Raw genomic sequence first — 26,411 nt, 5'->3', positions numbered from 1 at the left:
CGCCGTTTTCAGCTTGCGGCGATGCGCTCGTAAAGGCGGATCAGGGCGAGCGAGAGCGAGGCCACCACCGCGCCGAGGATCATGTCGATCAGGTAATGGGTTCCCTCCACCGGGGTGGAGAGCAGCATGGCCGCATTGAGCGCCACGATCGGCCAGCGCAGCGATGCGTTGCGCCAGCCTGCCACGATATAGAGGACGGCGGCGGCCGTGTGGAAGCTGGGTGCGGACACGATGCCGCGCAACTGGCCGAGGTCCACCACATGCACGGCATGGGCGCGCAGGGCCGGGATCAGGCCCGATTGCCACAGCTCGCTTTCGGGCATGTAGGCGATCGGCCCGTGCCAGAGGTGCGAGAACGGGCCGACTGCGGGCATGAGGCTGAACACCACCAGCGTGACGATCGCCGCCAGCCAGAACCCGGCGATGAACCGGTAGGCCTCGTCCTGACGACCGCTGCGGGCGGCGGTCCAGAGCAGGAGCACGGGCGTTACGTAGATGCTGCGATAGGTCACCGTTCCCAGGAACTGGAGCGCGGGGTGGGCCGCGACCAGCCGGTACCATGCGAGCCAGTCGAACCCCATGGCCATGTCCATTCGCTGCAGGGCCACGTCGGCATAGCCGTGGGTCAGCGCGGCGACCGGGTAGCTGGCGGTAGCGCCCATGAGCGAGATGAGCGTGAAGAGCGCTGCGTATTCGCTGAACCGGGCCACTGCCTCCGCATGGCGCCAGCTTGTCCGGGGCAGCGCGAAACGCAGCGCGGCGGCCACCAGTCCCGCCGCGTAGTACGGCAGGTTGCTGGCGCGCAGCGGATCGATGTGAAGCCGGGCGAAATGCATCAGCACGGACAGGACGACAAGGCTGAGCAGCAGTCCCGCGAGGAAATGCCGCCTGATCGCGGGGCCGCGCACGATGAACGCCTGTGCCGGGCGCGGCGCGGTGGCTGACGGGGCCGTCACCATGCCGGCGGCGCAGGCGGGAACCGGGCCTGCAGGGCCGGGATCGCCGAAAGCCGTGCCGGAAGGAGCTGGCACGGACCAGGATGGCTGCGTCGAAGGCATTGCGTCTTGTCCGAAGGGATGAACGGCGGGCGGGATACGAGAGCGGCGATCAGCCCGAATCGTGCTTAAGGCTCGATGAACCGGACAATCGATGGCGCGCGCCATGGCGTGCGTCCCGTGCAATGTCCACATTTGAAAATCCGGGCGTGGCAGGGCGATAGCGTTGTTGTATGGACGCCCGATGCGTTATCTCACCTTTGCAATCGTTTCCGCTGCCGCAATGGCTTCGCCGGCCCAGGCCTGGGGGCCGATCGGCCATCGCATCACCGGCGCCATCGCGCAGGAGAACCTGAGCGGCATGGCCCGCGCCAATGTCAGGATCCTGCTTGGGACCGAGGATCTGGCCGAAGCCGCGACCTGGCCCGACGACATGAAGTCCGATCCGGCCGAATTCTGGAAGAAGACGGCCAGCCCGTGGCACTACGTCACCGTGCGCGAGGGCGACGCCTACAAGCCGTCCGACGCCCCGCCCGAAGGCGACGCGCTGACCGCGCTTGCGCGTTTCACGGCGACCTTGCGCGATCCGCAGGCCTCGCAGGAAGACCGGCGCACGGCGCTGCGTTTCATCGTCCACATCATCGGCGATTTGCACCAGCCGCTCCATGCCGGTGGCGGAGACGATCGCGGCGGCAACACCGTGAAGGTGACGTGGTTCGGCAATGCCACGAACCTGCATTCGGTGTGGGATTCGGGGCTGATCGAACAGCGATCGCTGTCCTATTCGGAATATGCGGGCTGGCTGTCCCGCGCGATCACGCCCGAGCAGGTCGTGCAATGGAACGAGCGCGACCCGGCCGTCTGGGTGCGAGAGAGCATCGCCCTGCGCAAGACGATCTACCCGGCAGACCCCGCGCTTTCGTGGGACTATGCCTACCAGCACCGCAAGGAGGTGGACGACCGGCTCGAACGGGCGGGCATCCGCATCGCGGCCTATCTCAACTGGATTTTCGACAATCCCGCGCCGGCCCTGCGTCCGGCCAAGCGCAAGTAGCCGCGTGAGCGACGGCGGCGGCGCATATCCGCCGCCGTCGCTTCATCTGTCAGCGCGGCGTCAGGCGGGGAGCGCGCCGACCGGGGCGGCAGCGGGTTCGGGCGCACGGGGCATGCTGCTGTCCACCGTGACCGGCTGGTCGCTCCGCACAAGGGCGATCGCCTCGGCCCTGGTCTCCACCGCGGGGGGTGATCCGCGCAGCGGCATCCCGGCGGTTTCCCGGACCAGCAGCATCGTGGCGATGCCGATGGTGGCGGCCGCCATCAGGTAATAGGCGGGTATGAGGGGATCGCCGGTCCGTTCGACCAGCCATGCCGTGACCAGCGGCGTCGTCCCTCCGAACAGCGAGACCGAGAGGTTGAACGCGATCGACAGCGCGCTGTAGCGCACCGGGGTGTAGAACAGCGCGGGCAGGGTGGAGGGCATCGAACTGGTGAAGCAGACCAGCGCCACGCCCAGCGTCATCAGGCCGAGGAAGATCAGCCAGTCGTTGCCGGTGCCGATCAGCAGCATCGAAGGGATCGCCAGCAGGAACAGCGCCGCGCAGGCCCCGATGATCATCGGCCGCCGCCCCAGCCGGTCGCTGAACAGGCCGCCAAGCACGTTGAGCGGCATCATCACCAGCATGACGATGATGATCAGCAGCAGCCCCTTGCTCTCCGCATAGCCCATCGTCACGCTCAGGTAATTGGGCATGTAAGTGAGCAGCATGTAATCGGTGACGTTGAATACCAGCACCAGTCCGGCGCACTTCAGAAGCTGGCGCCAGTGGCCCCTGAACAGGGCGCGCAGTCCGGGGCGCTCGCTTTCGCGCCTGTCGGCCTGCTCCGAATAGATGCGGAAGGCGGGCGTTTCCTCCAGCTTCAGGCGCATGTAGAGGCCAAGCAGGCCAAGCGGGCCGGCGATCAGGAACGGGATGCGCCAGCCCCAGGCCAGCATGTCGGCATCGCTCAGCGCGAATTGCAGCGCGGTCACCGTGCCGGCCCCGGCGATGTAGCCGCCCAGCGTGCCGAACTCCAGCCAGCTTCCCATGAGCCCGCGGTTCCGGTCGGTGGAGTATTCGGCGATGAACGTCGCGGCGCCGCCGTACTCCCCGCCGGTCGAGAAACCCTGGACCAGCCGTGCCAGCAGCAGCAGCAGCGGCGCGGCCATGCCGATCTTGGCATAGGAAGGGATCAGTCCGATGGCGAAGGTGCCCACGGCCATCATCACCATCGTCAGCGCGAGGATCCGGTGGCGGCCGTACCGATCGCCGAGCGGGCCGAACACCAGCCCGCCGAGCGGCCGCACCAGGAAGGCGGCGGCGAACGTCGCCAGCGTGGCGATAAGCTGGACGGCGGGATTGCCGGTGGGGAAGAAGACATGACCCAGGGTTACCGCGATATAGCCGTAAACGCCGAAATCGAACCATTCCATGGCATTGCCGAGCGCGGCGGCGGCAACCGCGCGATTGAGCTGCGAGCGGTCCACCAGCGTGACATCGTCTACGACGAGGTCGCGGCTGGATTTGAACCAGCCGAAATGCGCATGATGCGCATGGGGTTTGGTCATGTACGTCTCCGATGGAACCGGCGCAGGCACGCAAGGGCGCGCCACGATCAGCCGGTGGGAGCGGCCGCAGGGCGGCCGTGAAAGGGTGCGATACCCGTCAGGGCATCAAGCGATGGACCGCCCCCATAGGCACGCCTATCGCAAATGTGGGGCGTTAATGGGCAAGCCGTGCCTCGGCCGGGACGAGGCGCAAGGCGTGCGCCGCGCAAAAATCGCTTTGTTCGAAAGGACTCCGTCACTTTTTCCGGCTGTCCGCCTTGCCCAGATCGTCGCGCGGTTTGCCCCTGGAGGTGCGCTGCGCGGCTGCTGTCGCCCCGGCGAGGACCGGGCCGCAGGCGGCGGACTTGGCGTCGCCCACGTCCACGAAGGCGAGCAGCCCGGCAACCGGCGTGGCAACCACCGCAAGGCCGAGCCCCACCCCGGCCCGGCCGACCAGCTGCTTGCTGACGATGTCGAGCGAGGGCTTCGCGAAGTGGCCGTGAATCCCGACGGGCGACTGGCCGGAGAACAGGCTGAACTTCTTCCCGTCGGCACGGATCGCAAGGTCTACCGCCTCGGTATCGAAGCTGAAGCCACCGCGCCCGGTGATGACGTTCTTGCTGGTGTCGATCAGGATCGGGTCGGCCGCCGCCAGGCCGCCGCGAACGGTGAAGGCCACCAGTCCGCAGTTGATCTCGACCGGCTTCTTGAGCTTGCCCTCGAACATCTTCGACGCGAAAGTGCCGAGGTCCAGTTCGGCCAGCTGCACGTTGCGGGTCCAGAACGTGCCTTGCGGCATGACAAAAGCCAGCCGCCCGGATGCGGTGGCAAGGGAATCGTGGATGGTATCGCCGCGCCCCTCCAGCTTGATCCGCCCGCGGATGGTGCCGGAAGTTCCCGCTTCCGCCACGCCGTAGCCCGACAGCAGGCGGCCCATCGGCGTGGGCGAGAGGCGGATATCGTAACTGACGGCGGAAGGGCGCTGGCGGGTGTTGAAAACGAGATCGGCGGACACGTCGCCCCGCGCCATCGAGAATGTCAGCGGCGAAAGCTTGAGCCGGCCCTGTTCAAGCGCAAGCCGCAGCGAGATGTCCTGCACCGGCACATTGCGCGAGCGGACCACGCCGACTTTCCAGTCCAGCCCGGCATCGAAGCGCTGCATCGCCTCCACCGGCAGGGCGGCGTCGGGCAGGACGCGCTGCGCGCCCGCGCCCGTTGCCGCCGCCGCCGCGACCGCGCCTTTCGAGGCGACGATATCGGGATTGTAGCCGATGAACGGAGCGGCATCGACGATGTCCAGCCGCCGCGTGGCGAGGGTGGCGTCAAGCCGCAGGCGCTTGGCGTTGGTCACCGTGAAGCGGCCGGACAGGTCCGACTGGCCGAACGTGCCGGTCATGCCGGTGAAGCGGTAAGTCTCGCCGTCCTTCACCATCTGCGCTTTCAGGGCGTAGCGCCGGGTCTGCGGGATCGCGACGTCTATGATGCCCAGCAGTTCGGAGAGATCGCGGCCCTGCGCGCGCACGCGAAGGGGGACGCGTTCGACATCGGCGATCGAGGGCAGGGTGCCCGATACGTCGATAACGTTGTTCGCTGCCCGGATGTGCGCCTCCAGCGCGTTGCGGCCGCGATTGACCGTGGCATCGGGGGTGAGCAGGCGCGCCTCGACCTGGAACGGGGTGCTGCGCAATGTGCCGGTGCCGCGAACCGCCACGGCCTTGCCGATCCGCGCGTCCGTGGAAACCACGGGATCGACCAGGAGGTCGGCCGTGAGCGGCATCTGCGGGTCGCTGTAGCGGATGCGGGTGCCGGAAACGGCAGCGCGGTCGATGCGCGGGAATTCAAGCGGCTTGCCGGTGCCGGAACTGCCGAAAGTCCAGGTATTGTGCCGGTGTGCGGCATCCCATTCGAGATCGGCCTCGCCCTGCGTCAGGTCAAGGCTGTGAAAGTGCCGGCGGCCGAACAGGAGCGAAAGCGGCGCGATCCGCGCCTCCATGCGGCGGGCGGCGAAGAAGCTGGGCCGTTTAGCCCATTGCGGGTTGGCAACGTCCAGCCCTTCGGCCACGAACTTGATCCGCAGCGGCGCGAAGTAGAGCTGGAAGTCTCCGCTCACGCTGACTTTGCGTTCGGTCATCGATGTGGCGATCCGCTCGAACGAGTGCTTGAGGAAACGGCCCTTGGTCACGAACAGCACCAGCCACACCGCGAAGATCGCGCCGACCAGCACGAGCACGACATTGCGCAGGATGCGCAAGGCGCGCGCCCGGTGTGGATTGCCGGGCGGGGCTTCCCGATCGTCGCTGTGGAGAGGCGCGTCCATGATGCGGGAAAGCGCGCGGGCAGGCCATTTGGTTGCGCCGCCGGGACGCGCCGTGCAACCGATGGGCCGAACTTCGCGCAAGTGCGCCCGCAGAGCGCAGTGGTTCGCGGGCATGAACGTGCCTTGCCACCTTGTAAGTTTGCCGTAAGCCGAATTGCGGTAGATCGGCATGAGCGCCGCAAATGTCCGTTCCGGACGGGCGCGATGGGGGCATGGTCATGGAGAACCGGATGGATTACGAGCTGATCTCCACGACATGCGTGCCCGCTCCGATCGGGTTCTTCATCGTTCATGGAGATGGCGATCCGGCGAAAATGTCGGAGACCAGCCAGATTCTGGCATGGCGGATCGATACTTTCCGGATTCCGGGCCAGATGGTGCCGATGTCGGTGACCTGGCCGGTAACGCTCAACGGCGCGGTCGAGGATTCGGACCTCACGATCCTGCGGCCGGACGGACTTGTCGAATATCCCGACAATGCATCGAGCCGCGAAAGCTCCGATCTCGTGCGCCTGTCCAGCGTCGGGCGCTAGGTCGTAACCGATCGCGAGAGCCTTCGCGCCGGCGATTGCGACAGGGAAATCGTGGGAGGGGCCGGTCTACGGCTTCGACTTGCCGGACAAAATTGATATCTGGGGAAGCAAGCCCGGTCGTGCTTTCGGCCGGAGCAGCATGCCCGGGATCGGTAAGTGACGAAAAAACAGAACGAGAAGAAGAAACCTGCGTCGCGCCGTCCCAATGCCGAGCGGCGCGAGGAATCCATGACGCTGATCCTCGACCATGCCGAGGCGGAATTCGCGTCCAAGGGATACAACGGCACCACGCTGGCGAGCGTGGCGGCCATGGCAGGCGTCGATACCGCGCTGATGCGCTATTATTTCGGCGACAAGGAGCAGCTTTTCGCGGCGGTCTTCCGGCGGCGCGGCCCGCTCATCAATGCCGCCCGATACGAAGCGCTGGAAGCCTATCGCCGGGAATACGGCGACAAGGGAACGCTGGAGGGCCTGATCGACGCCTTTGTCCGCCCCGGTTTCGACATGGCCCAGCGGGACGAGGGGCATCGCAATTACGCGGCGATCGTCGCCTATGTGAACAGTTCGAAGGGCGCGATGCACTCGCTGATGTCCGAGGTGTTCGACGAGGTTTCCCAGGTGCTCATCGCCGACATGCAGCGCCTGATGCCGCAGGCCCCGATCGAGACGCTCTATTGGGGGTATCACTTCCTCACCGGCGCCTTCACGTTCTCGCTCGGGCAGACCGGGCGCATCGACCGGATTTCGAAAGGCGAAGTCCGGTCCTCGGATTTCGCCGGTATCGCCGACCGGCTTCCCGCTTTCGTTGCCGGCGGAATCCGCGCGCTTTGCGCATCGGCGCAGGCTTGCGAAACGGAGCGCTGACGTTCCCGCAAACATCTTTCTTTTTGAGAAAAGAAATATATTGACTCGCGCCGTCCAACGCGAGACTTTCGCCGTCAGGAGATGGATGGGCAGACGGTGCGAAAAGCGCCGCAGACCCACGACTGAAAGGGCGGCGAATGTTTCGAGGGATTCTGCTCGCATCGACATGTGTGCCCGCATTGATCGCGGCGCCGGTCTCGGCTCAGGAAGGAGCGGGTGCGGAAATAGCGCAAGCGGCTGATCGCGCGGCGGCTCCGGCCGAACCGCAGGAGGGCGCCGCCATCGTCGTCACCGGATCGCGCGCCATCCGCGACGGGTCGCAGGCGCCGACGCCGGTGACGGTGATCTCGTCCGATGCGCTCACCAAGGCGCAGCCGGGCCTGATCGCGGAAGGGCTGAACCAGCTTCCCGCCTTCCGCGGCTCCACGCGGCCGACCGGCGGCTTCACCGCCGCTACCGGCCCCGGAACCGGCAGCTACCTGAACTTGCGCAATCTGGGCACGCAGCGCACGCTCGTGCTGGTGGACGGCCGCCGCGCCGCGCCTTCCGCGCGGGATGGCTCCACCGATATCAATCTCCTGCCCGAACCGCTCATAAAGCGGGTCGATGTCGTCACCGGGGGTGCTTCGGCGGCCTACGGGTCCGATGCGGTGGCGGGCGTGGTGAACTTCGTGCTCGACACGCGCTTCACCGGTCTCAAGGCCACATTGCAATCGGGCATTTCCGGGCGGGGCGACGTGCCCACCTACAAGGCCAGCCTCACCGCCGGGCACAGCTTCGCCGAAGGGCGCGGGCGGATCGTCGCCAGCGCGTCCTATTACGATGCCGGCGGCCTGCAGAGCGTCGCCGAGCGGAGCTGGGGGCGGCGGGCCACCGGCTTCCTCAGCAATCCGGCGGTCCCCGGCCAGCTCATCTTCCGCGACGACCTGCGCGCCTCGACCGCGGAGCCCGGCGGGTTGATCCTCAGCGGACCGCTGGCGATGCAGCAGTTCGCGCCGGACGGCACGCTCGTGCCGTTCTCTCGCGGCACCTTGCAATCCGGCCTCATCCAGGTGGGCGGCGACGGCGCGCAAGTGTTCAGCAACCTGTCCGCCGCGATCCGCACGCAAAGCTACTTCGCGCACGGCGAATTCGACGTGACCCCGACGCTGACGCTGTTCGGCGAAGGCAGCCTTGCCCTGGCGCGCAATCACTACAACCAGGTGCAGCAGTTCAACCTCGGCGGCTTCAACGGCTTCACGATCTACAGCGGCAATGCTTTCCTCGATCCCTCCGTGCAGCAGGTGCTGACCGCAACCAACACTCCCGCCTTCGCGATGGGCCGCCTGAACTTCGATTTCGGAGACCCGGCCAACGCCACCGCCAAGGCGCGGACGATGGATTTCAAGGCGGGCTTCCGTTTCACCGGGCCCTCGGACCTGCTGGTCGAAGGGTACTATGGCCACAGCAAGAACCGGACGAAAATCCGGACCGACAACAACGTGGTGCTCGAAAGGCTCTACGCCGCCGCCGATGCCGTGCGCGATCCCGCCAGCGGCCAGATCGTCTGCCGCGTCAGCCTGACCAACCCCGGTCTCTACCCCGGTTGTGTGCCGCTCAACCTCTTCGGTCAGGGCGCGCCTTCGCAGGAGGCGATCGACTATGTGGAAGGCACGGCCGCCTACCGGACGGATTTCACGCAGGACGTGGCCGACATCTCGGTACGGGCGCGGCCGTTCTCGACCTGGGCGGGAGAAGTCTCGCTGGCGGCGGGCGGGCAGTACCGGCGGATCGAGCTCGACCAGGTTTCCGACGACATCGGGCCGAGCGTCAATGACGCTACCGGAATTCGCGGTTTTCCAGCAGCTTACCTCAACCAGCCCGGCGGCTATCTGCTCACCAACGTCTTCCCGGTTTCGGGCGGCTATCACTTGTGGGAGCTCTTTGCCGAAGCCGCCGTGCCGCTGGCGCGCGACCTGCCGTTCCTCCACGCGCTCGATCTCAATGCGGCGGTTCGCTACACCGATTACAGCACCAGCGGCGGGGTGACGACGTGGAAGGCCGGCCTTGTCTGGGAGCCGGTCTCGGGTGTCCGCCTGCGGGGCACGGTTTCGCGCGATATCCGGGCGCCCAACGTGCCCGAACTGTTCGCGGGCACCGTTCAGAACACCGGCTCGGTGATCGAGAACGGCGTCACCGTGCCGATCATCCAGGTCACGCGGGGCAATGCCCAGCTCAAGCCCGAGCGCGCCAGGACCTACACCGCCGGCCTCGTGCTTACCCCCGCTTTCGCGCCGGGACTGACGTTTTCGGCGGATTACTATTCGATCGATCTCGACGGCGTGATTTCCTCGCTGACGCCGCAGATCACGCTGGATCAGTGCCTGGCGGGAGCGACGGCGCTCTGCGCCAATATCACCCGTAACGATGCCGGAGCGATCACGCGCATCGAATCCCCGACGCTCAATCTCAACCGCGTGAAAAGCGCGGGAATCGACTTCGAGATGAGCTACCGCCCCGGCGGCGGGATGCTGGGCGGGGCGACGCAGTTCCGCGTTGTCGCCAGCTATCTCCAGAAACAGCGGCAGGACATCAGCAACGGCACCTCGACCGACCGTGCCGGGGAGGTGGGCCTTACCGCCAACCCGCGCTGGACCGCCACGGGGAACCTAAACTGGACGCGCGGCGCCTTCGATCTTTTCGTGCAGGAGCGGTTCATTGCGGCAGGCCGGTACGACGTGACGCGGCACGAACCGGTGACGATCGAGGACAACACCGTGAAATCGGTCTTCTATACCGACGTTACCGCCTCCTACCGGGTGGGCGAAAACTTCCGTTTCTACGCGACGATCAACAATCTGTTCGATCGCGATCCGCCACTGGCGCCGAACGGCACGCTGGTGGCGTTCATCCCGACGAACCCCCAGCTTTACGACGTTATCGGCCGTCAGTTCACCGCCGGCATCAACCTCACATTCTGATCGCGGAGTATAGACGATGCCGAGTTTCCCGCCTTTGTCACGCCGCGCGGCGCTGGTGGCCGGAGCCATTGCGGCGGCAGGCCTCAACCCCGCCGCACGGGCATTCGCCGCATCGGATCGTGCGCTGGTGCCGCTCCCCGATGCCGAGCGGATCAGGCGAGACTACCAGCAGATGGTGGATTTCGGCCCGCGCCTGCCGGGTAATGCCAATCACTTGCGGTTCGTGGACTGGCTGGGCCGGGAACTCACCGCGGCCGGCCTGCAACCCGGCCCATGCGAGGCTTATGCCTATCGCCGATGGGAGCCGAAGCGCTGGGGCCTCGACCTGATCGAAGGCTCGGCGCGGCGTGCAGTCGCGAATGTCGCCTACTTCGTCCGGTCGCAGCCGACCGGGCCGGAGGGGGTGACGGGGCCGCTCGTCCATGCCGGTGAACTCGGGCCCGATGGTCCCGTGAGCCTGCCCGAATTTGCGAAAGGCAGCGTGCTGGTCTTCGAGGCGCATCTTCCGCGCATGGCGCTGAGCAGCATAGTCCACCCGCATTTCATCCACTTGCGCGGGGAAAGTGCGGCGGACGTGCTGGATACGAATTATCACCGGCTCTGGACGATGCCCTCGTTCCAGATGGACGATCTTGCAGCACGCGGCGCGGCGGGCGTGGCGATCATTCTCGATGCTTCATCGGCAATGATCGCGGGCAATTTCTCGCCCCATGCCTCTCCCTACAAGGCAAAAGTGCCCGCGTTGTTCGTCGGCCAGGACCAGGGGGAAGCCTTGCGTGCCGCGGCCAGGGCGGGGCGCAGCGTGCACCTCACGCTCGATGCGGAATGGGTGGAAGGGCTGGTGCCGCAGATCACCGCGATCCTCCCCGGAAAGAGCGAGGAAGTGGTGATCGTGGACACGCACACCGATGGCCAGAACTTCATCGAGGAAAACGGCTGCATGGCCGTGCTGCAACTCGCGCGTCATTTCGCCAGCCTGCCGGAGGCGCAAAGGCTGCGCCGGACGCTCGTCTTCGCGGGATGGCCCGGGCACATGAGCGGCGACATGCCCGAAGCGCCCGGCTGGGCGCTTGCCCACCCGGATCTGATGAAGCGCGCGGCGGCAGCGTTCACGATCGAGCACCTCGGCGCCAGCGAATGGGCCGACGTTCCCGGCAAGGGCTACGCGGCCACCGGCCACAACGAGTACATGAACTGGCCGGCCACAGCGGGGCCGCTGACCGAGCAGATCGTTGCCGGGATCAGGCGGCACGACCTGCTGAGACATGCCGTGGAACAGGGGCCGGGCTACACCACCGGGCGCGTGTTTCACAACAGCGGCATTCCGCACGTCGCGTGCATTTCCGGGCCGAACTATCTGCTCGGCATCGCCCCCAACGGCCATATGGACAAGCTGGATGCCGACCTCGCGGCCCGGCAGACGGCGATGATAGCGGAAACGATCAAGGCCACCGATCGCTTCTCGATTGCGGAATTGAAGGGCGGTGACGCCAGCCTCGGGGCCGATCCCGTCTCGGGGCCGGACACCGCACGCCGCGCCGCCTGCCCGAACCCTGCCTGACTTCCCTCCTCTGGAGACCCTCTCTTGAATGTTCCCCGGATATTGAACACCCCGGCGGCCGAGGCCTATTCCTGCCCGCTGCTGATCCGCCACCTGCTTGCCAATGTCGCCGGTCAGAGTTCGGCCGAGATCGTCAGCGGAGACTTGCGGCTGACATATCCCGTTTTCACCCAGCGGGTGGCGCGGCTGGCATCGCTGCTTGCCGGAAAGGGCGTCAGGCCGGGTGACACCGTGGCGGTGATGGACTGGGACAGCCACCGCTATCTCGAATGCTACTTCGCGATCCCGATGATGGGAGCGGTGCTGCAGACGGTCAATGTACGCCTCTCGCCCGCCCAGATCGCCTTCACGCTGGAGCAGTCGGGGGCGTCGCTCCTGCTTTACAACGCCGACTTTGCGCCGATCTGTGCCGAACTGTTGCGGGGACAGCCTGCCATTAAAGAGGCGATCGTCATGGCCGGCTCGACTTGCGACGATTACGAGGTGCTGCTGGCAGACTCCTCACCGGATTTCGTCTTTGCGGATTTCGATGAGAACGCGGTCGCCACCACGTTTCACACGACCGGCACCACTGGCGATCCCAAGCAGGTCTTCTTCACGCACCGGCAACTGGTTCTGCATACGCTGGCGCTGTCAGCAGCCCTGGCCAACCAGCCCGATGGCCAGGGCATGCGGCGTTCCGACGTCTATATGCCGATGACGCCGATGTTCCACGTTCACGCCTGGGGCATGCCTTATGTGGCGACGATGCTGGGTTCGAAGCAGGTCTATCCGGGCCGCTACGATCCGGCGCGGCTGCTCGCGCTGAAGCGGCGGGAAGGCGTGACCCTGTCTCACTGCGTGCCGACGATCCTGCGCATGTTGCTCGATGCGAATGGGGCGGAGGGCTCATCGCTGGCGCCGTGGACAGTGGTGATCGGCGGGGCCGCTCTTCCGGAGGCGCTGGCACGGGAGGCCCGGCGTGCCGGGATCACCACGGTGGTCGGTTATGGCATGTCCGAGACGGGGCCGGTCATATCGCTGGCGCGCGGCGAGGATGGCGAGGATACCGGAGCGCTCTGCCGGGCCGGATTCCCCATCCCGTTCGTTCAGGCAAGGATCGAGGACGGAAACGGAGGAGAGCTGGTGCTGCGGGCGCCGTGGCTGACGCAGGGCCACGCCACGCAGGCCGCGTCCGATGCCTTGTGGGCCGGAGGCTGGCTTCATACCGGAGATGTCGCGGCGCGCGATCCCGACGGTGCGCTGCGCATCGTCGACCGGCTCAAGGACGTGATCAAGAGCGGCGGGGAATGGGTTTCCACGGTCGAACTGGAAAATCTGCTCGAAGCGGAGGGGAGCATTGCCGAAGCGGCGGTGATCGGCGTGCCTGACGCGAAGTGGGGCGAGCGTCCGGTCGCCTTCGTGGTTGCGGCGGGTGGTTTCGATCCGGGCGCTGTCTGCGATGTGCTTCAGGGGCATGTCGCATCGGGCAGGTTGAGCCGCTATGCCGTGCCCGAGAGAGTGATCGCGGTCGACAGCCTGCCGCGTACGAGCGTGGGCAAGATCGACAAGAAAGCGCTTCGTGCCCTGCTGGACGAGCGGGCGCGGTAAAGGGATAGAGGTGATCGATGCGACGCCGGGCGATACTTTGGGGCAGTGCGATGGGGGCAGCGGTGCTGGGCGGTCTGGCGCTGGTGCGTCCGCGCCGTGAAACGCCGTTGGCACCATTGGAAAGCACGCCGCGGCTGCCGCCGCGGGACAAGCTGTGGAACTGGATCGAAAGCCTCAACGCCTTCGGCCCCCGGCTGACCGCGAGCCCGGCCCATGCCCTCTGCATCGATTACATCGCCGATGAACTGGCAAGCCTCGGGCTGGTGGTGCACCGGCAGACCCACCGCATTCGCCGCTGGACGCCGGGCCATGCCAGCCTCACGCTGGCGGACGGCAGCCGTATTCCCGTGGCCGCGCCCTATCCCTATTCGGGCATGACCGAAACCGGCGGCGTGACCGGGGATCTCGTCTGGTTCGACAAGGCGCCAAAGGACTTTTCGGCGGCAAGAGGCAAGATCGCGGTCGTGCCTGTCGGCCGGCTGGACCTGACCACGCTCACCACGCTCATGCTGTTCGAGCGCAAGGCGAGCCTGCCCGAGGGCAGCGCCGATCTGGCCAACGGCGAAGTCGTTCCGGTTCTCGGCCCCTTGACCAACACGTTTCTGCCAAGAGCGCGCGAAGCCGGCGTGCGCGGGGTGATCTGCCTGTTCGAGGGGCTTTCGGAGGAACTGGCAAGCGATCAGGTGCTGCCGTTCACCACGCCCTATGCGGACTGTCCGGCCCTGTGGGTCGGCGCGGGCCAGCGCGCGCGGCTGAAGGCAGCAGCGAGAGCGGGGAGTTCCGCGACCCTCATTCTGGAAGCGGAACTGGAAGACGCTGAAACGGACACGCTGCACACGGTCCTGCCGGGGCGCAACCCGCATGAGACGATCATCGTCAACACGCACACCGATGGCCCCAACGCCTGTGAGGAGAACGGTCCTGCCGGCCTTCTCGCGCTGGCACAGGCCCATGCGGGGCGGCAGGATCGCCAGCGATCGATCGTCCTTGTCTTCGCCACCGGCCATTTCCAGATTCCGCAGATCGTTGAAGGCCACGGGCAGGCGACTTCCGCCTGGCTGAAGGCCCATCCCGAACTGTGGGATGGCGGCCCGGGACATGCACGTGCCGTTGCGGGGCTGACGCTGGAACATCTGGGCTGCATGGAGTGGAAGGATCGCGGCGAACCGTCCCGGCCGGAGGCGACCGGAAAGCTCGAACGGGAAATCGTCTACACCACGAACCCCGTGATGGAGCAGGTCTACCGGGCGGCCACGTCAGGCCGTACAAAGCTGCGCAGCCTCACCGTGGCGCCGAGGCTGGGTCACCTCTTCCTTGGCGAGGGTTCTACCCTTTACCAGTGCGGGATACCGTCCATTTCGCTGGTGCCCGGCCCCGACTACCTGTGCCAGATACTGCCGGGTGGCGGCCTGGAACGGCTCGACGCCGATTTCGCCTATCAGCAGGTGGAGACGTTCTCCCGCGCGCTTTCCATGCTGGACAGGCTTTCTGCGGCGAATATCGGCGGAATCTCACCGGCGTGGGACAGTCCTGGGGCGAAACTGCTGTCGCTCATCCGGCGCTGACCGGGAAACGGCGCCGTTACGAGGGGCCGAAGCCGAACCGCTCGTAACGGCGCCGTTCGCCTCAACCGTAAGCTTGCTCGACGAGGGCGTGAACACGGCGGAAGGCCGCTTTGGCGCCTTCCATCAGGCGAACCTCTTCCTCCCGGTCAAGGTCCAGGCCGTCCAGCGCGCCGGTGAATTCGCGCCAGTGCTGTGCCCGGCCGTCCGGATGTCCGGCGAGGTGGCGGGCGCCGTGGTTTTCATTCAGGCCAAGCGCTCGTGCCATCTTGAAGAGGAATGCCGCTCCGAGGTTGGAGCCTTCCGCGACATAGAGCCATCCCAGCGCAGTGGGCAGGTCGAAAGTTCCATCGGCAAACTGCGCCTCTTCATCGGCAGCGGGAAGAGCGACCTCCAGGTCCGCGATATCCTGGGCGATGCGTTGCAGGCGTCTGCGTCCTTCCAGATCCGGCAGCAGGGCGTCCAGCGCCGGGCTGGCGTAGAGCGCGTCGATGTCGCGGTGGAACTGGTACTGCACCGCCAGGAAGCGGGCATAATTCTCCACGCTGGCGAACGGTTCGCCGGCCATGATCCGCTTGTCGAGACGGTCGTGGACTTCGCCGGTAGCGGCTTTCAGGCGCTTGGCGCGGCTTGTTTCGGGCGGAGCTTGGAGTGTCGTGTCCATGGTCGGGGAATGTCTCTTCAGGAAAGGCGCTTGGCGGGAACCGGGCGAAAATCGCGCGCCCGTCAGAATGACAGGATCATCGAGAGCTTGTACGTCCGGCCGGGCTGGCTGTAGTATAATTGCGGCACGGTGGAACTGTCCGGGATATCCAGCGCGTTGTAATAGGTCTTGTCGAGGATGTTGTACACACCGCCTTGCAGGCGCAGGCCCTCGAACAGTCCCGGCTTCACCCAGCCCGTGAAATCGACGATGCCGTAGCTCGGCGTCTTGTTGAGCGTCGAGGAGGGGTTTTCCACCTTGTTGCGCGCAGCGGCTACCGTTGCCGACAGGTCCGCACCGAAGCGCACCTGCCGGTAACCCAGCCCGAGGATGCCGCGCAGGGGTGGAATGGAGTTGAGGTAGGTATCCTCATCCGTGTCCTTGCCGTGCGAATAGGCGATCGAGCCCCAGACGTGCCACTGCGGGGACAGTGCCCACTGCGCGCTGGCTTCGGCGCCGTAGATCCGCACGTGCGCGCGGTTCACATACTTGAACACCCCGAATGGATAGCTTCCGCTGAGGCCGGCTTCCGATGCGGTGGTGGTGATCGTGTCGATGAAATTGTGGTAGTAATTGTCGTAGACGCTGATCTTCGCGCCGCGTTCGGAATCGCCGAACTTCAGGCCGACCTCGTAGCTGTTGCTGGTTTCCGGCTTGAGGTCGGGATTGCCGATGCTGACGTAGCTGCCGGTGCCGCCGTAAGTCAGGTATAGCTCAGTGGCTGATGGCGCGCGGAACGCCTGCGACCACTGGGCATAGGCCGTCAGCCGGGACGCAATGTCGAATTCGGCAAGGATTTTCGGCGAGAACCGGGAATCGCTGGATCGGGCGGGCAGCCCTTCGTAAGCGGCGTTTTCCGTATAGCTCGCGGTTTCCTGAGGGCTGCGGCGATACCAGTCGAACCGGAGACCGGGCGTCAGGTGGAAGGCGCCGAAGGTCATGCGGTCCTGCACGAACAGGCCAAGGTCGATGCCGTCCACATCCGGCATGTCCGACTGGTTCACATGGAGGAACGAGCAGGCGTAGATGGCCGCCGTGCAGTTGTCGACGCCTGCGGCATACTGGGTGGTGCTGGTGGCGTAAACCTCGCCGCCGAGGCTGATGGCGTGCTGGACGGCGCCTGTCGTGGCGGCGGCGATGACCGAGCCGTTCAGGCCATAGGATTCGTCCTGAAGGTCGCTGTCGCGGTCGTATGCGCCGGCCGGGGAGGTCAGGCGGGTGGCCTGCGTATAAGTGCGCAGGTTGAGGCGCTGCCAGTACCCTATCAGGTGGGCTTCGCGGATGAACCCATCGCCTTCCGACTGATAGTCGTAGGTTCCGGCGATGCGCTTGCGCTTGTTCTGTTCGAGCGTGGAATAGGCGGAGTAGGTCGAGTTCACGCTGCTGAGCGTGTTCTCGTCATAGCTGCGCTTGAAGATTTCGCCGCTCAGGCCAAGGCGGTGACCGTTTCCGAGATACTGGTGGACTTTGACCAGCAGGTTTTCCTGATCGTAGGCGGCGGGGTTTTTCGCGCTGCGGGTGCTGCCGCTGCCGTAGACATTGCCCCGGTTCTCGGTTTCGGCGCCGTTCTGGTAGCCGCCCTGGATCAGGACCATCGTGTCGCCGTTTCGGAAAGCGGCGGCCTGGTTGAGGTAGACACTGTCGCTGGCGCTGTCGTAAGTCGCCTTGCCCAAAGCGCCCTGCTTCTTGCCGCCCGAGAGCAGGTCTTCGGGATCGAGCGTTCGCACCGCGAAGACGCCGCCGAGGGCGCCCTGTCCGAAGAAGCTGGAATCGCCGCTCTTGACCACGTCGATGGCGCTCAGCGAGTTGAAGTCGAATGCGGCGACGCCGCCTTCGACACCGCGCGCACCGTCGTTGAGCCAGGGCAGGCGAATGCCGTCCACCGTCGTCAGCACCCGGTTCGCGTCGAGCCCGCGGATATTGATGCTGAGATTGCTGGAGTTGAAATTGACGCCAGCGTCGATGCGGCGGGCATAGTCGGCGATATTGTCGGCCATGCGCAGGCGCAGCGTTTCCGCCGATGTCGTCGTCGTCAGAACCTCGGGCTTGCCGGCGGCGCTGCGGTCATTGATCGGCGTGGGGTCGATAATGGCGGTGTCCTCGACGCGGACCGAGCCGAGCTGGACCGGCTGGTCAGCCGCCGTATCGGCCGTATCGGCGGCGAAGGCCTGGCCCGCCGTACAGATCACGGCCACGGCGCCGAGGGCCGAATTCAGTCTCAAGGCATGGACGAGCGCCCGCCGGGTAGGGGAAATCATTTATATCATCCTGCTGCTAATGATTCGCAGGAGCGTTATCTGCCAGATGTCTCTCCCTTATTTCAATCGCCGGAAAGGAAAAGTTTCACAGGGATACAAAAGCGCTCACAAGCCCGGAAAATTCCGTGGATTGCCTCGGGAAAATGCAAATGCCCGGCCGCATCCATCGATGTGGCCGGGCATGATTGCCGCACGATAGAGGCCCGCGTCAGGTCACGCGGATCAGCACCTTGCCGAGGTGATTGCCGGATTTGAGGTATTCGCAGGCAGCCTGCGCTTCGTCGAAGCCGAACACCCGGTCCACCACCGGGGCAAAGGCATTGGCCTCCATGGCGCGAAGCAGGCGCACCAGCATGCCGCGGCTGCCGGCGGCAATGCCCTTGATGGTGAGGTTCTTGCCGATGATCGCGCCGTAATTCGGCAGCGGTCCGTCTGCCGCACCCACACCCACAAGGACGATCCGGGCATTGACCGCACAGGCATTGATCGACTGGGGCAGGGTATGTTGACCGCCGGTTTCAGCGACGATATCGGCCCCGCGCCCGCCGGTCTGCTTCATCAATTCGGCAGCCCAGTCCGGATGCGTGGTGTAGTTCACCGTGAAGTCGGCCCCGGCCTTGCGGGCCTGATCGAGCTTGTCGTCGCTTGACGATGTGATGGCGACGAAGGCGCCGCTGGCCTTGGCGATCTGCAATGCGGCCATGGCGACGCCGCCGGTGCCCAGTGCAAGCACGATGTCGCCGGCCTTGACCTGGCCGACTTCGACCACGGCATGCCAAGCCGTCAACGTTGCGGCGGCAAGAGCCGCGGCCTGTTCGTCGGCCAGGCTGTCAGGCACGCGGACCAGCGCCGAGGCGGGCACCTTGAGGTATTCGGCCATCCAGCCGTCCTGGGTGATGCCCACGTCCGATCCGAAGTAGCGCATGTCGAACGGACCGTCCTGCCAGGCGATGAAGTGCGAAAGCACCGCGCGGTCGCCCACGGCGATCCCGCTGGCGCCTTCGCCCAGCGCGACGACTTCGCCGATGCCTTCGGAGAAGGGCACCCGTTCTTCCGGCTTCCTTGCGCCGTATCGGCCTTCGAGAATCTGAAGGTCGCGATTGTTGAGCGAGACGTAGCGGACCTTGAGCACCGCTTCGCCGGGCCCGGCCACGGGATCGGGGCGGGTAACCGGGGTAAGCGAGGACAGACCGTCCTGCGCGCCGAGTTGATAGGCTTTCACATCTGGCTCCTGAAGCTGTCGAGAATGTCGGATCCGCGCGCGAACCATGTCTGCGGGCGCGCGGCGAGGTCCGCCAGCAGGCGCTCGAAAGCGTCCATGCGGTAAGGCAGGCCGATGATGTAGGGGGTGAGGTGGAGCGGCAGCAGCCGGGCGCCCTGCGTTTGCGCCTCCGCGCTCAACCAGTCGTGCGCGTCGAGGATTTGCGTGGCGTAGCTGTCCACCGATTGCTGCTGGACGTTGAGGATCTGCCGGTCCGAGAGTTCGTGGTTGAGCGGCAGGTTCACCAGGCCATTGGTGAAAGTCCACGGCACTTCGTCGTTGGCCCAGTCGCAGCAGTATTCGATCCCGGCTTCCATCAGCAGATCGGGCGTGGCGAAGCTTTGCGAGCGCGCGATCGAATGCCAGCCGCGCGGAGCCGCACCTGCCACGTCCGACAGCGCGGCGATGCTGTCATGGATGAGCGCGCGCTCGGCGTCCACCGGCAGGGAAGAGGCGATGGTGCCGTTCATGTCGGTGGAATGGGCAATGATCTCGTGCCCGGCATCCACCACGTCACGGATGATCGAGGGATAGCGCTGCGCAATCGCGCCGTTGGCCGCGATCGAGGCTTTCACGCCCGCCTTGGCGAAAGCGTCGAGCAGGCGGTAGAACCCCACCCGCGTGCCATATTCGCGCGCGGTGTAGTGGCGATAGTCCGGATAGGCGGTCTGCATGTGTCCGGGCGCCCGGAACGGCGTGTCGCCCGGCGTGATCGGGAACCATTCGAGGCTGACGACGATCCAGGCCGCCACGCTTTTGCCGTCCGGCCAGGCCAGCGGCTTGCGGCTGGGCAGGGTGCTGAAAGCATAGAGATCGTGGTCGTAGCCGAGGCGGCGCTTCGGATATTCGATATAGCTGGGGTCGAGGGTCATGCGATGGACTCCCGGGCATGAGCGGCTCTCCACGCGTCGGCGATGTCGCCGGAGCGGGTGATCCAGGCGCGGCCGTCCGCGGCGATGTGGCGCAGGACTTCCTCGAAGGCGCCAATGCGGTGGGGCTGGCCGATCAGGTAGGAATGGAGCGGGATGCACATGACCGTGCCGGACGGTTCGTCGGCAAGGCGCTCATATTGCCGGATCAGCGTTTGCGCATATTCGCGCGGGCTCATGTTGTAGATGAAGAAGCCGTAGTGGTCGTTGACTTCGAGGCTGTAGGGCATCGAGATAAGGTCGCCGCTAGCGGTGTTGACGGGCTGGGGCTGGTCGTCGTGATAGAGATCGCAGGTATAGTCGAGCCCGTATTCGGCGATCAGATCCAGCGTGCGCGGCGTATGGGTGAGCGCCGGGGCGAGCCAGCCGCGGATCGTCTGGCCGGTGGCCTGGCGCACGGTGCGGATCGAATCCTCGATGATCGCGCGCTCTTGCGCTTCGTCCATGCCGTAGGAGTAGCGGGTGTTGTAGATGCCGTGGCTGAAGAACTCCCAGCCGCGCGCGTTCGCGTCCGCCACCACTTCGGGATGATGCTGGCACAGCGCTACCGAAAGGCTGACGGAGCCCGGGAAGCCGTGCTTGCTCATGACCTCGGCCATGCGCCAATGCCCGACGCGGTTGGCATGGTCGCGGTGTGCGTAGCCCACGACGTCGGGATGCGGTTTCGCCCATGACTTGCGGTGCGGGTTCGCCGGAGGGTCTATCTCGTAATATTCGAGATTGGGCGAAACCCAGACGGCGACCTTCTTTTCGCCGGGCCATGAGAATGGCGCGCGATCGCGATAGGGCTTGAAGTCGTAAAGGCCGGGATCGGCCTGTCCCTCCTGCATCAGCGCGCCTCCAGCCAGTCGATCACCGTCTGCACCGGCTCCACATCCGCATATTTGAGCTGGAGGTCGGTGAGATTGGCGAAGTGATAGCTCTCGTGCTTGTCGGCACAGGTCTCCACGGGAACGATGGTGCGATAGCCCCTGCTGAGACTGTCCACCGCCGTGGCGCGGATGCAGCCCGAAGTTGAGCCGCCGGTGATCACCACCGTATCGACCTTGTGCCAGACGAGCAGGCTTTGCAGCGGGGTCTCGAAGAACGCCGAGGGCATGCGCTTGGTATAGACCATGTCGGCCGGATCGATCTCGCAGCGCTCGTCGAACGCATGGCGCCGGCTTTCGTACCTGATGTTCTGGAGCGAATCCGGCGTATCCGTGCGCGTGCCCCAGACGCCGGCGTCGCTGGCGTCCTCGGCATAGGCGACGTGGGTCCAGATCACGGGCATGCCCTTGGCGCGGGCAAGCGCGGAGATCGTGTTGGTATATTCGATCTGTCGCGGATCGGTCTCATAGGCGGTCTTGAATTCGTCGATCCGGGTGTAGGCGTTCTGGAAATCGACATTCACGATCGCCAGCTTCTCTCCGAAGCCGAACTTCGTGCGGGCGGGGTTCGCCATGACTTCTTCGAATATCTGCCGCGCGGTCTTGCCGTCGCTGACCATCCGGGTGCCGACGATGCTCATGGAATATACCTCGTTCAGGAAAAGGGCGCCCCGCGATAGGAGCGCGCCAGCCGCGCGGTGTCCGCTGGGAGAACAGGGCTGTCCGACCTGCGGACACCGCGCGGCCTGGGGTCAGATCTGGAACTTCACGCGCACCGTGTAGCGGCGCGGATCGCCCGGGAAGAGCGAGAGGAAGTTCGCGGTAACTGTTTTCTGGTCGGTCAGGTTGGAGACCTCGAAGGCGATCTTCATCTTCTCGTCCATGGTCGTGTAGCTGACGGCGGCGTCCACGTAGTCCTCGGTCTGCGTGGTCGTGGTGTTCAGCACCGCCACCCAGTAGGGCGAGTTATGGCGCCAGGTCACGGAAGCACCCAGCGAGCCGTCCAGTGCTTCCACCGGCTGGTCATAGGCCGCGCCGCCGCTGAACTGGAAGGTCGGCACGCGCACGGGCTTGTAGGCGGTGGTGAGCGTGGTCGATGTCGGCACGATGTAGGTATATTCGCCGTGCATCAGCGAAGGATTGGCGAAGAGGCTGAAATTGCCGAACTTCGCAGTGCTTTCGATCTCGATGCCGTAGGCTTCGAAAGTGCCGGCATTGAAGGGAAGCTGCGATATCACGCCGGTGATCGGGCTGGTGACGGCGGCAGTAACCTGGAGGTCCCTGGTCTTGGCGTAATAGCCCGTGGCGTTGAAGCGCAGCTTGCGGCCGAACAGTTCGGACTTCACCCCGCCTTCGAACGACCACGTCTTCTCGGGATCGAACATCACCGCATTGTACGGCGCGGCCGAACCGCCGTTCCAGCCGCCGGACTTGAAGCCGTTGGTGGCGGAAGCGAAGACCATGACGTCCGGGTTGATCTTGTAGTTGAGCGCCACGCGCGGGGTGAACTTGCGGAACGTCCGCTTCAGCGGAATGCCGTAAGCGGCCACTGCGGCGCTGTCGTATCCAAAGCCCGGGAATTCGTCCGAGGCGAGATAGCCGACTTGCTTGGTCTCGATCGTGTAGCGCCCGCCTGCGGTCAGGGTCAGCTGCCGGGTCAGGTCGAAGTCTGCCTGCGCATAGACCGCGCCGGTTTCGGTCTTGGGCAGGAGATGCTGGTCCTGAACGAGATTGAACGCAGTGGTCCCGCCGGAAAAGCTGGTCTGGCGATCGTCCGACTTCTCATTGAGGTAGAACAGGCCGGTGACGAGGTGAACGCGGTCGCCGAAGAGATCGGCATTGTACTTCAGCTCGCTCGACCACTGCTCGTGCGTGCCGTTGTCAGTGATGATGTAGCCGGCGTACTTGTTCACCGCGTTGGCGCTATATTCGTTGATGTAGCCCTGATCGAGGTGGCGGTAACCGAAGATCCAGGTCAGCGAACTGCCTTCAAGGTCGTAATTGACGTTGGCGCTGAGCGCGACGTTCTCGGACAGGTTGCAGTTGCCCGCTCCGGTGGAGAGCAGGTTCTGCGCGTTGTTGCCGTTGCAGCGCGTGGTCGGCAGCCCCGAGGCGGTTTCGTAGAAGACCGGGCGGGTGGTGGCGGCGGGAACGTAGGGGTTCTCTCCGGCGACGCTGCGCAGGCCCGCATATGTGCCGGAGTTGCGGGTATATTCGGCGGCAAGATCGATGGTGAGCCGGTCGGTCGGCAAAAGCCGGACATCGCCGCGCAGGCCGTAGCTGCTCTCGCCGTTGAACCAGTCGCCCGTGGTGATGTTCTTCAGATAGCCCCGGTCCTGCACGACATAGCCCGACAGCTTGGTCAGGATCCCGTCGGTCAGGGGCAGGTCGGCGGTTGCCTTGACGGTGTACCGTTCATAGGAGCCCGCGCTCATTTCCATCTTCATGCCGGCGGTGTCGGAAGGCTTGCGCATGATGACGTTGATGGCGCCGCCGGTGGTGTTGCGCCCGAACAGCGTTCCCTGCGGACCGCGCATGACTTCCACGCGCTCGGTATCGAAGAAGGCGTAGTTGTTGGCGTTCTGGCGGGCGACATAGACGTCGTCGACATAAGTGGTGACCGGCGCGTCGAAGGTCGGGGTGGACTGGCTGTTGCCCAGGCCGCGCAAGTAATAGGCATTCGCCGAGGCGAGGCCCGCATTGTGCTGCGAAACCATGCCCGGCACGAACTTAGATGTGGAGATGGCATCCTGGACATTGAGCCGTTCCAGCATGGCTTCGTTGAAGGCGGTGACCGTTACCGGCACGTCCTGCAGCTTTTCCTGTCGGCGCTGCGTGGTAACGACGATTTCTTCGAGCCCGCCGGTCTTCGCGCCGGTTTCTGCGGGTGCTTCCTGCGCCTGAGCCTCGGCCTGAACGGAGGCGAGGCTGAGCGGCATGAGTATCGTGGAAAGGAGCAGTCGGTAATCGGTCATGGCGATTCCCTCATGGAATGGCGACCATTCGCCGAATGATATTGTTATAATGATATATCAATATGTCAAATAATTGACGCAGTATTTCCGGATTCAGCTAAACCGCGGATATCGGCCGAGAAACAGGAAGCCGGCGGCGCTGATCGGGAGGATGATGGCGCAAGCGATGAGGGCAGGGGTGAAATCGTGCGCGGCATCGCGAATCATCCCGAACACGAGCGGCGCGAAACCGGCGCCGATCGTGAAGCAGACGTAGAACAGGCCGTAGATCGCGGCGTAGGATCTCATCCCGAAATATCGTGCCGTCAGATAGGCCACGACATCGAACTCCACGCCCAGCGCAAAGCCGATCAGGAAAATGGCGAAGCCGGCGGTGGCAGGGGCGACATGCCCTCCCGAAAGGATGAGGCAGGAAGCCACAGGCACGCTCAGGATCACGAAGGCGACGGCGGGCGCCCAGAAACGGTCGAGCAGGAAGCCGCCCACCAGCCGTCCGGTGATCGATGCAAGGCCGATCAGCGGGGTCAGCCTCACGATCGTTGCGGCGTCGAGGCCCTTGTCGCTCAGGATGGATTCCAGGTTGGGCGGGGTTCCGGCCAGCGCGAACGACAGCGGAACCAGCAGCAGCGCTATCAGCCAGAACCGCCACTGGCGCAGCGCCTCGCCCCGGGAATATCCTGAAATCGGCGTGATCGGGTCAGTGTTTCCGGTGTCCTGCAGGTCGGCGGGGGAAGGATCACGGAACAGCAGCAGCGTGATCGGCGTGGCGACCAGTAGCGGAAGGGCGCCCAGCACGGCGTAGCCGGTCCGCCAGCCGTAGTCGCCGATCACCCAGGCGAGTACGGGCTTGCAGGCGATGCCGAACAGGCCTGTGCCCATCATGGCGATGCCCAGTGCCAGCCCGCGATGACGGTCGAACCAGCGGTTCACGGTGCGGGTGAACGTGATCGGCAGGCTGCCCGCGCCGACGGCCGCGGCGACGCCCCAGGTGACATAGTACTGCGTGAGCGAGCCCCCCAGCGTGGCGAGCGAGATGTAGGACAGGCCGAACAGCGCAAGAGAGGCGGCCGAAACCGTCCTGGCGCCAAAGCGCTCGCACAGCAGCCCGGCGATGGGGGCGGCCACCAGCAGGGCCAGCGTGGTGATCGTCAATCCGCCCATGATCTGGCCCATCGACCATCCGAATTCCTGCGCGAGGTGAGGGGCGAAAATTCCGAAGGTGTAGAAAGGCAGCGATACGAGGCCGCTGCCGATCCCGATCAGCGATGCCAGCAGGATCGTCCAGCCGCGCGCGAATTCGCCGTCGGCGGATGCTCCGGCCGGATCGGGGAAAGCGGCCTGTTCGATCCGGTCTGCCTGCAAGTCTGCCTCCATGAAGTTCTTCGGTCTGGAGGGAACCGCGTCTGGCTCTGCATTCCCAGCACGGGTGCCATTGCATCCGCACAGCGGATAGCGCGCGGTGCGGGCTGGCCGGAGGGCGCGGGATCGAAGGACTGTTCGCGGACAATCCAGCAGGAGTAGATATAATGGCCGCCTGGCTCGTCGTTACCGCCCACCTCAAGGACCGCGAGGCTTTCATGTCCTGCGGCTATGCCCAGGCCGCTGCCGAGGCGCTGGTCAGTTACGGAGGAACTTACGTCGTGCGCGCGCCCGGCGGCACCGTGCTTGAGGGCGAGGGCCGGGACGGCGGCTCGGTGGTGGTTTCGGAGTGGCCCGATCGCGACGCCGCGCTCGCATTCTGGAACTCGCCCGAATACACCGCCGCCAAGAAACTGCGCGAGGGACTGGCGGAAATCTCCGTCACGCTCGTCGGCGCATGACGTGAACGCCCCTGCCGGTCGGGAGCCGGCAGGGGCGCGGTCGCCCGTCAGATGTCGGGCGCGCCGTCGTTGGACCAGTTCTGCCAGTCGCGGGTCACGAAGACCTCGTCGATCAGGGTGCGCTGGTAGCATCTGCCTTCGCGGAACCACTGCCAGGTGCGGGCGCGATGGGTGCGCTCGTCGTTGTTCTGGATCATCTCGTAGAGATAGATGCCGGGCTCGTTGTGGCGGGTCCAGTTGAGGCAGGTCGAACGGTTGAAGTCGTCAGGCTGCATGGCCGCTGCCCAGCCCTTGATGAGATCGTTGTCCCACCAGATCCGGCCATCCTTGTAGACTGCCGGGAAATCGCGGACTTCCACGCGTCCGTCATCCCAGAAATAATGGTTCGTCTGGTGGTAGTGATCCACGCCGTCCTTCTCGAACAGGCGGCAGATCAGGCGCGAGCGGTGCTGGTCGGTCAATTCGCCGGTCTTGGCGTCGTAATAGCGATACCAGCCTTCCCAGACGCCTTCGTTGGATGCCAGCAGCGGCATCGCCTCGCGCACGCCGGGCGTGTTGATGAGTGTCGTCATGAAACCTCCTTTTCAGCTTACCGGCCGGGAGGTTGCGCCATGATCGTGCGGATTGCCC

The 26,411-nt window shown here is 65.3% G+C and carries 20 protein-coding genes; 8 read left to right on the top strand and 12 right to left on the bottom strand.

From position 1 onward, the window contains the following. Positions 1–8 precede the first annotated feature (8 nt). Entirely contained in the window at positions 9–1,031 is a 1,023-nt protein-coding gene (locus ACLIMP_RS21050) for a phosphatase PAP2 family protein (protein ID WP_443478250.1), read from the bottom strand. A gap of 208 nt (positions 1,032–1,239) precedes the next feature. Between ACLIMP_RS21050 and ACLIMP_RS21045 the strand changes: the two genes are divergently transcribed. Next, a complete protein-coding gene (locus ACLIMP_RS21045; RefSeq protein WP_324699720.1) occupies positions 1,240–2,049 on the top strand; it encodes a S1/P1 nuclease in 810 nt (269 codons plus the stop codon). A 60-nt stretch (positions 2,050–2,109) separates the two neighbouring features. Here ACLIMP_RS21045 and proP read toward each other — a convergent pair whose 3' ends face one another. After that, entirely contained in the window at positions 2,110–3,600 is a 1,491-nt protein-coding gene (gene proP, locus ACLIMP_RS21040; RefSeq protein WP_443478249.1) for a glycine betaine/L-proline transporter ProP, read from the bottom strand. A 235-nt stretch (positions 3,601–3,835) separates the two neighbouring features. Then, positions 3,836–5,896, bottom strand: coding sequence for an AsmA family protein (locus ACLIMP_RS21035; protein WP_324699719.1), 2,061 nt, complete (start codon positions 5,894–5,896; stop codon positions 3,836–3,838). Positions 5,897–6,078: 182 nt separating this feature from the next. On the opposite strand from ACLIMP_RS21035, the gene ACLIMP_RS21030 reads away from it, so the two are divergent. The 6 genes from ACLIMP_RS21030 to ACLIMP_RS21005 all read left to right on the top strand — a co-directional run bounded on the left by ACLIMP_RS21030 (position 6,079) and on the right by ACLIMP_RS21005 (position 14,969). Further along, the gene (locus tag ACLIMP_RS21030; RefSeq protein ID WP_054435994.1) at positions 6,079–6,429 is read left to right on the top strand and encodes a hypothetical protein; all 351 of its coding nucleotides are present in this window, start codon (positions 6,079–6,081) and stop codon (positions 6,427–6,429) included. A gap of 156 nt (positions 6,430–6,585) precedes the next feature. Continuing rightward, positions 6,586–7,293 (top strand): TetR/AcrR family transcriptional regulator, encoded by a 708-nt coding sequence (locus ACLIMP_RS21025; protein ID WP_054435995.1) that lies wholly within the window; start codon positions 6,586–6,588, stop codon positions 7,291–7,293. Positions 7,294–7,430: 137 nt separating this feature from the next. Then, complete coding sequence (locus tag ACLIMP_RS21020) at positions 7,431–10,253, top strand: TonB-dependent receptor plug domain-containing protein (RefSeq protein ID WP_443478248.1); 2,823 nt, start codon at positions 7,431–7,433, stop codon at positions 10,251–10,253. A 16-nt stretch (positions 10,254–10,269) separates the two neighbouring features. Next, positions 10,270–11,814 carry a hypothetical protein gene (locus ACLIMP_RS21015; RefSeq protein ID WP_443478247.1) on the top strand — a complete coding sequence of 515 codons (1,545 nt, stop codon included), beginning with the start codon at positions 10,270–10,272 and terminating at the stop codon, positions 11,812–11,814. Positions 11,815–11,856: 42 nt separating this feature from the next. Beyond that, entirely contained in the window at positions 11,857–13,404 is a 1,548-nt protein-coding gene (locus ACLIMP_RS21010; RefSeq protein ID WP_443478246.1) for a long-chain-fatty-acid--CoA ligase, read from the top strand. Positions 13,405–13,421: 17 nt separating this feature from the next. Beyond that, positions 13,422–14,969, top strand: a complete 1,548-nt coding sequence (locus tag ACLIMP_RS21005; protein ID WP_443478245.1) for a hypothetical protein — start codon at positions 13,422–13,424, stop codon at positions 14,967–14,969. 61 nt (positions 14,970–15,030) lie between these two features. On the opposite strand, the gene ACLIMP_RS21000 is transcribed toward ACLIMP_RS21005, so the two are convergent. From ACLIMP_RS21000 to ACLIMP_RS20965, 8 genes are all read right to left on the bottom strand, one after another. Next, positions 15,031–15,630 carry a biliverdin-producing heme oxygenase gene (locus tag ACLIMP_RS21000; protein WP_443478244.1) on the bottom strand — a complete coding sequence of 200 codons (600 nt, stop codon included), beginning with the start codon at positions 15,628–15,630 and terminating at the stop codon, positions 15,031–15,033. 62 nt (positions 15,631–15,692) lie between these two features. Next, positions 15,693–17,927 carry a TonB-dependent hemoglobin/transferrin/lactoferrin family receptor gene (locus ACLIMP_RS20995; RefSeq protein WP_443478243.1) on the bottom strand — a complete coding sequence of 745 codons (2,235 nt, stop codon included), beginning with the start codon at positions 17,925–17,927 and terminating at the stop codon, positions 15,693–15,695. Between the two features lie 208 nt (positions 17,928–18,135). Then, positions 18,136–19,149 (bottom strand): zinc-dependent alcohol dehydrogenase family protein, encoded by a 1,014-nt coding sequence (locus tag ACLIMP_RS20990; protein ID WP_054435999.1) that lies wholly within the window; start codon positions 19,147–19,149, stop codon positions 18,136–18,138. Beyond that, positions 19,146–20,060, bottom strand: a complete 915-nt coding sequence (locus ACLIMP_RS20985; protein ID WP_324699713.1) for a polysaccharide deacetylase family protein — start codon at positions 20,058–20,060, stop codon at positions 19,146–19,148. Before ACLIMP_RS20985 ends, ACLIMP_RS20990 begins: the two co-directional genes overlap by 4 nt. Then, entirely contained in the window at positions 20,057–20,947 is an 891-nt protein-coding gene (locus ACLIMP_RS20980; RefSeq protein WP_443478242.1) for a polysaccharide deacetylase family protein, read from the bottom strand. Before ACLIMP_RS20980 ends, ACLIMP_RS20985 begins: the two co-directional genes overlap by 4 nt. Beyond that, entirely contained in the window at positions 20,947–21,627 is a 681-nt protein-coding gene (locus tag ACLIMP_RS20975; protein ID WP_324699712.1) for an isochorismatase family protein, read from the bottom strand. The genes ACLIMP_RS20980 and ACLIMP_RS20975 overlap by 1 nt, the downstream gene beginning before the upstream one ends. 111 nt (positions 21,628–21,738) lie before the next feature. Further along, a complete protein-coding gene (locus ACLIMP_RS20970; RefSeq protein ID WP_185999834.1) occupies positions 21,739–23,961 on the bottom strand; it encodes a TonB-dependent receptor in 2,223 nt (740 codons plus the stop codon). Positions 23,962–24,054: 93 nt separating this feature from the next. Further along, positions 24,055–25,335: an MFS transporter gene (locus tag ACLIMP_RS20965; RefSeq protein ID WP_185999833.1), complete on the bottom strand. Its 1,281-nt coding sequence runs from the start codon at positions 25,333–25,335 to the stop codon at positions 24,055–24,057. 152 nt (positions 25,336–25,487) lie between these two features. Between ACLIMP_RS20965 and ACLIMP_RS20960 the strand changes: the two genes are divergently transcribed. Continuing rightward, the gene (locus ACLIMP_RS20960) at positions 25,488–25,781 is read left to right on the top strand and encodes a DUF1330 domain-containing protein (protein WP_443478241.1); all 294 of its coding nucleotides are present in this window, start codon (positions 25,488–25,490) and stop codon (positions 25,779–25,781) included. A 47-nt stretch (positions 25,782–25,828) separates the two neighbouring features. Here the strand turns inward: ACLIMP_RS20960 and ACLIMP_RS20955 are convergent, their stop codons facing one another. Next, complete coding sequence (locus ACLIMP_RS20955) at positions 25,829–26,353, bottom strand: hypothetical protein (RefSeq protein ID WP_054436005.1); 525 nt, start codon at positions 26,351–26,353, stop codon at positions 25,829–25,831. Positions 26,354–26,411: the final 58 nt, after the last annotated feature.

The organism is Novosphingobium aeonii, from assembly GCF_052279045.1.
Taxonomy (GTDB): Bacteria; Pseudomonadota; Alphaproteobacteria; order Sphingomonadales; family Sphingomonadaceae; genus Novosphingobium.
The sequence above is the reverse complement of the archived record's forward strand: the minus strand, read 5'-3'. Positions and strand labels throughout refer to the sequence as shown.

Bases quoted from the DNA above. Each gene is read 5' to 3' on its own strand.
- ACLIMP_RS20980 (WP_443478242.1), bottom strand. From the start codon at position 20,947: ATGCAGGAGGGACAGGCCGATCCCGGCCTTTACGACTTCAAGCCCTAT.
- ACLIMP_RS20995 (WP_443478243.1), bottom strand. From the start codon at position 17,927: ATGATTTCCCCTACCCGGCGGGCGCTCGTCCATGCCTTGAGACTGAAT.
- ACLIMP_RS21005 (WP_443478245.1), top strand. From the start codon at position 13,422: ATGCGACGCCGGGCGATACTTTGGGGCAGTGCGATGGGGGCAGCGGTG.
- ACLIMP_RS20955 (WP_054436005.1), bottom strand. From the start codon at position 26,353: ATGACGACACTCATCAACACGCCCGGCGTGCGCGAGGCGATGCCGCTG.
- ACLIMP_RS21020 (WP_443478248.1), top strand. From the start codon at position 7,431: ATGTTTCGAGGGATTCTGCTCGCATCGACATGTGTGCCCGCATTGATC.
- ACLIMP_RS20985 (WP_324699713.1), bottom strand. From the start codon at position 20,060: ATGACCCTCGACCCCAGCTATATCGAATATCCGAAGCGCCGCCTCGGC.
- ACLIMP_RS21000 (WP_443478244.1), bottom strand. From the start codon at position 15,630: ATGGACACGACACTCCAAGCTCCGCCCGAAACAAGCCGCGCCAAGCGC.
- ACLIMP_RS21045 (WP_324699720.1), top strand. From the start codon at position 1,240: ATGCGTTATCTCACCTTTGCAATCGTTTCCGCTGCCGCAATGGCTTCG.
- ACLIMP_RS21035 (WP_324699719.1), bottom strand. From the start codon at position 5,896: ATGGACGCGCCTCTCCACAGCGACGATCGGGAAGCCCCGCCCGGCAAT.
- proP (WP_443478249.1), bottom strand. From the start codon at position 3,600: ATGACCAAACCCCATGCGCATCATGCGCATTTCGGCTGGTTCAAATCC.
- ACLIMP_RS20965 (WP_185999833.1), bottom strand. From the start codon at position 25,335: ATGGAGGCAGACTTGCAGGCAGACCGGATCGAACAGGCCGCTTTCCCC.
- ACLIMP_RS20960 (WP_443478241.1), top strand. From the start codon at position 25,488: ATGGCCGCCTGGCTCGTCGTTACCGCCCACCTCAAGGACCGCGAGGCT.
- ACLIMP_RS21015 (WP_443478247.1), top strand. From the start codon at position 10,270: ATGCCGAGTTTCCCGCCTTTGTCACGCCGCGCGGCGCTGGTGGCCGGA.
- ACLIMP_RS20970 (WP_185999834.1), bottom strand. From the start codon at position 23,961: ATGACCGATTACCGACTGCTCCTTTCCACGATACTCATGCCGCTCAGC.
- ACLIMP_RS21030 (WP_054435994.1), top strand. From the start codon at position 6,079: ATGTCCGTTCCGGACGGGCGCGATGGGGGCATGGTCATGGAGAACCGG.
- ACLIMP_RS20975 (WP_324699712.1), bottom strand. From the start codon at position 21,627: ATGAGCATCGTCGGCACCCGGATGGTCAGCGACGGCAAGACCGCGCGG.